The organism is Agromyces bracchium (assembly GCF_009709675.1).
Taxonomy (GTDB): Bacteria; Actinomycetota; Actinomycetes; order Actinomycetales; family Microbacteriaceae; genus Agromyces; species Agromyces bracchium.
The window spans coordinates 25,679-31,756 of the sequence record NZ_WMLB01000009.1 but is presented as its reverse complement, the minus strand read 5'-3'; the positions used below and the strand labels follow the sequence as shown (position 1 = coordinate 31,756).

4 protein-coding genes are annotated in these 6,078 nt (G+C 71.5%); 3 read left to right on the top strand and 1 reads right to left on the bottom strand.

Features of this window, described 5'->3' with window-relative positions; translation table 11 throughout:
* Nucleotides 1-86 precede the first annotated feature (86 nt).
* Complete coding sequence (locus GJ743_RS03080; RefSeq protein ID WP_155050468.1) at nucleotides 87-2,027, bottom strand: alpha-amylase family protein; 1,941 nt, start codon at nucleotides 2,025-2,027, stop codon at nucleotides 87-89.
* Nucleotides 2,028-2,123: 96 nt separating this feature from the next.
* Between GJ743_RS03080 and GJ743_RS03075 the strand changes: the two genes are divergently transcribed.
* From GJ743_RS03075 to GJ743_RS19165, 3 genes are all read left to right on the top strand, one after another.
* A complete protein-coding gene (locus GJ743_RS03075) occupies nucleotides 2,124-4,004 on the top strand; it encodes a glycoside hydrolase family 15 protein (RefSeq protein ID WP_155050467.1) in 1,881 nt (626 codons plus the stop codon).
* 178 nt (nucleotides 4,005-4,182) lie between these two features.
* Nucleotides 4,183-5,466, top strand: a complete 1,284-nt coding sequence (locus GJ743_RS19170; protein WP_196216895.1) for a DUF998 domain-containing protein — start codon at nucleotides 4,183-4,185, stop codon at nucleotides 5,464-5,466.
* 41 nt (nucleotides 5,467-5,507) lie between these two features.
* Nucleotides 5,508-5,819 carry a GNAT family N-acetyltransferase gene (locus tag GJ743_RS19165; RefSeq protein WP_196216894.1) on the top strand — a complete coding sequence of 104 codons (312 nt, stop codon included), beginning with the start codon at nucleotides 5,508-5,510 and terminating at the stop codon, nucleotides 5,817-5,819.
* Nucleotides 5,820-6,078: the final 259 nt, after the last annotated feature.

The following is a 6,078-nucleotide window of genomic DNA, read 5'->3' as shown; positions in this document are numbered from 1 at the left end:
AGTACATCGAGCCCTGAGCCTGCGGGGTGTGTCGGGCTCGCGCATCCCCTCTGATCTCGGAGCACGCATGACGTGCGACGTACAGCTCAGAACCTCGGCGGCTCCTCGGCGGCGCGCACCCGCAACCACGCGACGTGGCACGGCTCGAGCACGATGCCCCGCTCGAGCGAGACCCGCCGATCGGTGATGAGCTCGTGCGCGTCGGGCGCGAACCCGGAGAGCGTGAGTGCGTCGATCGCCGCGGGTGCGTCGCCGACGTTCGCAAGGCAGAGCACGGCGGACGTCTCCCCGGGCGCGGCCGCGCCATCCGTCGCCCCCGGCCGCTGGTACCCCAGCACCGTCGGGTGCTTCGGATCGAACGGCACGAGCCGCCCGCCCGCGAACTCCGGGGTTCCCCGTCGCACCTGGATCAGCCGGGTGAGTCCCGCGTACACCTCGCCCGCCGGCGTGCCCCGGTCGTGGCGTGCGGCGTACGCGGCCTCTGGGCGGCGGGGCCGATTGACCCAGCGGCTGTCGTCGGCCGTCGCCGGGTCGTCGACGTAGCCGTAGTCGTTCAGCTGCGCGACCTCGTCGCCGAGGTAGACGAGCGGGATGCCGCCGGTCGAGAGCGCGATCGCGTGGGCGAGCAGCACCCGGTCGACGCCATGCGCGTCGCCGGCCTCGATGCCCGCGAGCGAGGCGGTCGTGCCGGCCACGCGCGCGTCGCCCGTGCGCGGGTTCTCCTGGAACGGGACGCCGCGCGCGAAGCTGCCCGGGAACCGGTTCACGTAGAACGCGTTGAGGAACCGCCGGTGGTCGAAGCCGTCGATGCCGAACTCGGCGGCGTCCTCGTCGGCGAAGGTCCAGCCGATGTCGTCGTGGCCGCGCACGTAGTTGACCCACGCGCAGCCGTCGGGAAGGGCATGACGACGTTCGAGCGCCTGCCGGAGCATCCGCGGGTCGCGCGTGGCGAGCGCCTCCCAGGTGAGCGCCATCTGCAGCGGGTTGTACGACAGCTGGCACTCGCCGAGCGAGATGTACTCGACGACCTCGTCGGGGTGCACGATGGCCTCGGACTTGAACAGCAGGCTCGGCGCCGCGATCCGCAGCACCGCGTTGAACGCCTGGAGCAGCAGGTGCGCCTCGGGCAGCGACTCGCACGGCGTGCCGAGCCGCTTCCAGATGAACGCGACCGCGTCCATGCGCAGCACGTCCACGCCGAGGTTCGCGAGGAAGAGCATCTCGCCGGCCATCGCGCGGAACACTGCGGGGTTCGCGTAGTTCAGGTCCCACTGGAACGAGTGGAACGTCGCCCAGATCCAGCGGCCGTCCGGCAGTCGCACGAACGAGCCGGGGTGGTCGTCGGGGAAGATCTCGCGCACGGTCTTCTCGTAGGCGTCGGGCATCGTTCGGTCGGGGAAGATCAGGTAGTAGTCCTCGTACCCCGGCTCGCCCGCGACCGCCTTCCGCGCCCACTCGTGGTTCGACGCCGTGTGGTTGAAGATGAAGTCGAGCACGAGCGAGATGCCGTTGGCCCGCAGCTCGGCCGCCAGCGCCTGCAGGTCGTCGATGGTCCCGAGCTGCGGCGCGACCGCCCGGTAGCTCGAGACCGCGTAGCCGCCGTCGGAGTTCCCCTCGGGCACCGCGAACAGCGGCATGAGGTGGAGGTAGGTGAGGCCGAGCTCGACGAACTCGGGGATGCGCGCCCGGACGCCGGCCAGGTCGCCCGCATAGCGGTCGACGTAGCAGACGCCGCCGAGCATGCCGTTCGAGAGGTACCACGACGAGTCCTGCTCGCGGCGGGCGTCGGCGACCTTGAGGTCGGTCGGCCGTTCCGCCCACGACCGCGCCGCGTCGGCGATCACGCCGGCGAGGGCCTCGAGGGCGTCGTCGCGCTCGCCGTAGAGACGGTGGAACAGCCCGTGCAGTGCCGGGAAGGCGGAGGCGAGGCGCCGCTCGAAGTCGGCGTCGTGTTCGGCGGATGCGACGGGCCCCTCGGGACGGATCCGGGCGAGGTCGACGTCGGCGTCGGTTCCCATTCGTGCCATGCGCCCAGCCTCCACCATCCGGGCCGCGGCATCCACCCGCCCTTGCCCCCTCGCTCGCTCGCATGCCACGATCCCCAGAGGGGGAAGGGGCGATGCATGGCGAAGCGGTACCCCGACATCAGCGACCACGGCCTGATCGGCGACCTGCAGACGGCGGCGCTCGTCTCCACCGACGGCACCATCGACTGGTTCTGCAGTCCGAGGTTCGACGCCCCGAGCGTGTTCGGCTCGCTCATCGACGCCGAGAAGGGCGGATTCTTCCGGGTCCGCCCGGTGGGGATGGAGTACGTCACCCGGCAGCTCTACCTGCCGGACACCGCCATCCTCATCACCAGGTTCCTCACCGACGCCGGGGTCGGCGAGGTCATCGACTTCATGCCCGTGGCGACCGGCGCCGCGACGGACCGGCATGTGATCGTGCGGATGGTCCGGGTCGTGCGCGGGGAGATGACCTTCGAGGGCGAGATCCAGCCGCGCTTCGACTACGGGCGCGCGCCGCACCGCCTGGTCCCGGCGGGACCGGGCGCGAAGTTCGTCTCCGACGACCTCACGCTGACGCTCCACCGCGTCGGTGAGCCGATCCTCCACGGCGACGTGCGCGCGGGCCGGGTCGAGGTCGTCGGCAGCGGCATCAAGGTCACGATCACGCTGCGCACCGGCGAGCTCACCGGGGTGATGCTGGAGACGGGCGACGTCGAGCCGCGGCAGGTGACCGAGGACGAACTGGTCGAGACCTTCCTCGCGACCCGCCGGTTCTGGCGCGAATGGAACGACCGCTCCACGTACACGGGCCGGTGGCGCGAGATGGTGTCCAGGTCGGCGATCACGCTGAAGCTCATGACCTACGCGCCGACCGGCGCGCTGGTCGCCGCCCCGACCACCGGGCTGCCCGAGCAGGTCGGCGGCGAGCGCAACTGGGACTACCGCTACACGTGGGTCCGCGACGCGTCGTTCTCGGTCTACGCGCTCGTCAGTCTCGGGTACCGCGAGGAGGCGGCGGCGTTCGTCGGGTGGCTGCTCGAGCGCATCCACGAGAGCGTCGGCACCGACTCGGGTCCGCTGAAGATCATGTACCGCGTCGATGGGTCGGCCGACCTCGCCGAGACGGTCCTCGACCATCTCTCGGGATACCGCAAGTCCCGGCCCGTCCGTATCGGCAACGGCGCCTCCGACCAGCTCCAGCTCGACATCTACGGCGAGGCGATGGACTCGATCCACCTCGCCGACACCCACGGCGTCGAGTTGCCGCACGCCGGCTGGATGAAGGTGCGCGAGATGCTCGACTGGCTCTGCGACCACTGGGACACCCCCGAGGAGGGCATCTGGGAGACGAGGGGCGGGCCGCAGAAGTTCACGTACGGCCGGTTCATGTCGTGGGTCGCGCTCGACCGCGGCATCCGTCTCGCCCAGGCGCATGGGCGCCCGTCCTCGTTCACGCGTTGGATGCACGAGCGCGACCGCATCTACGAGCGCATCATGGAGACCGGGTTCGACCCCGAGCGGCAGGCGTTCGTGCAGCACGAGGGCAGCGACGTGCTCGACGCGTCGCTGCTGCGGATGCCGCTCCTGGGCTTCATCACGCCCCGCGACCCGCTCTGGATGTCGACGCTCGAGGCGATCGACGACGAGCTCGTCTCCGACAGCCTCGTGTACCGCTACGACCCCTCGGCCAGTCCGGACGGCCTGACCGGTGGGGAGGGCACGTTCACGCTCTGCTCCTTCTGGTACGTCGACGCGCTGGCCCGCTCGGGGCGCCTCGACGAGGCGCGACTGGTCTTCGAGAAGATGCTCACCTACGCCAACCACCTCGGGCTCTACGCCGAGGAGATCGGGCTCACGGGCGAGCAGCTCGGCAACTTCCCGCAGGCGTTCAGCCACCTCGCGCTCATCAACGCGGCGGTGAACCTCGACTACCAACTCGATCACGGCTCGGGCTACGTCGAGCCGGTGCTGCGCCGTGGCCGCCGGATCGACTGACCGCGTCGGCGGCCGGTCGGGGTTCCCGGGCGAGGGGCGAGCGGATGGCGCCTCCGCCGGTTCCGCGCCTGTGAATCCGCCATGGATCACGTTTGTCCCCCGGAAACGGCCTTCGACGGGACGGATCCCTCCGATTAGGCTCTGAGCGGTCAGATTCCGGCGATCGAGAGTTTCGACTATGAGGGGTGCGAGCGCCGCGACGACCGGCCAGGCGCCGGTCGCCCGTCATGCTGCCCTGATCTCGGCGATGGTCGCGATCGCCGTCGCCGTCGCCGTCGCCGCAGCGACCCGGCTGGTCCACCTCGTCCCCCATTCGCACGACGGGCTCGGCACGGGTCACGTGGTCGTGGACGTGCTGTGCGTCGCCGTCGCGGTGCTCGTCGCCCTGCTGCTGCTCACGGCCCTGACCGTGGCATCCGTCCCAGCGCACCGCCGCGGCGGCCGAGCGAGCTGCCTCGTGCCGTGGGCGAGCCCCGGGGTCGGAGCGTTCGCGAACGCGTCGGTGTGGGCCACGATCGCCGCGCTCGCCGTCGGCAGCGCCGCCGAGGCCTTCGACGGGGTTCCGGGGGGCCACCTCGCCGCCTGCGCGGCCCTGGCCGGCGGGCTCGGCGCCACGACGGGCGCCGTCCATCGCCGCGCCCACCACCAGACGGTCTACCGTTCGTTCAACGTGGTCGCGATGCTCCTGGCGGCCGGATGCCTCGCGAGCATGAGCCTCACGGACACGGGCGAGTGGTGGGCGCGGAACTTCAGCACCCTCGGCACGTCCGACGACGTGGCCGCCGTGTGGTTCAACGCGGGGCTGGTGCTCTCGGGCGGAGCGATGGCGGCGATGGCCGGCCGGATCGTCCGAGGGCTCGCCCGACCCGAGTACCGAGCGCGCCGAGGCGGCCGCGCCGTCGTCCACAGCCTGATCGGCATCATCGGCTTCGCGCTCGCGGGCGTCGGGCTCGTGCCCATCGACGCCGACGAGACGCTGCACAACGTGTTCGCGAGCGCCGCGGGCGCGGCGTTCTTCGGGTTGGCCGCCGGCACGCCCTGGCTGGTGCGACGGATGCCGCGGAGGCTCGTCGTCACGTCGGTCGCGGCGCTCGTCACCGAGGTGGCGGCATGGGTGGTCTACGACGGCCTCGGCTGGGCCTCGCTGACCGTGTTCGAGGTCGTCGCCTTCGCGCTCGTGTTCGTCTGGCTGATCGCGCTCGTCGTGACGACGCACCCCGAGCGCGTCGACGCCCCGGCGAGAGCCGAGGCATCCGCGCGGGCCGAGGCTCCCGTGCAGATCGGGCGCACCGCGCGCCGCTCGGCTCCCGTGCGCGTGCCGACCGATCGAGGACTGATCGCGGCCTCGACGAGCGGTGCGATCGCGCTCGGCGACCGCGTCCGTACCGCGAGAATCCCGACCTTCGCGTTCGGCGGCGCCCCGCCGGCGGGAATGCAGCCGAGCCTCGCACGTTCCACCTGATGAGCCTGCGGGCCGACCGGCCCGCGCGGAGAGGAGACCCCGTGACCGACGACGACGTCGAGATCATCCGCGACGACGAGACGACCCGCTATCGACTGCTGCTCGGGGGAGGTCAGGTCGGCTTCGCGAAGTTCCGGGCGAGTCCCGGCCGGATCATCTTCACGCACACCGTGATCGACCCGGCCTTCGAGGGTCGCGGCCTCGGTTCGATCCTCGCCAGGTACGTGGTCGAGGACGCGATCCGCCGCGAGGAGCGGATCGTGCCGAGGTGCCCGTTCATCGCGGCGTGGCTGCGCAGGCATCCGGGTTACGAGGACTGGATCGACTGGCCCGGCCAGCGCGAGACCGCGTGATCGGCGCGGATCCGGGCGGTCGCGTCCGTTCCGTGCCCCCCGCTCTGGGGCACTGCCGCGCTCTCGGCGAAACGATACGATTCCTCAAAACCCGAGTCGGGGCCCGACCCGACAGATCGCTGCACCGCGGCGAATGCGACCGGATGTCCCAGCACGGTCGCTCGGGAGGTGGCTCGCCGAGCTCAGTTCGGGTCGCTCGGCGGGGAGGGCCTCCTGTGAGGCCGCGGTGGGGCGGGAGGTAGGGTTCCCGTCCCACCGT

Excerpts from the sequence above, each read along its gene's own strand:
- GJ743_RS03075 (WP_155050467.1), top strand. The coding sequence starts at position 2,124 with ATGGCGAAGCGGTACCCCGACATCAGCGACCACGGCCTGATCGGCGAC.
- GJ743_RS03080 (WP_155050468.1), bottom strand. The coding sequence starts at position 2,027 with ATGGCACGAATGGGAACCGACGCCGACGTCGACCTCGCCCGGATCCGT.
- GJ743_RS19170 (WP_196216895.1), top strand. The coding sequence starts at position 4,183 with ATGAGGGGTGCGAGCGCCGCGACGACCGGCCAGGCGCCGGTCGCCCGT.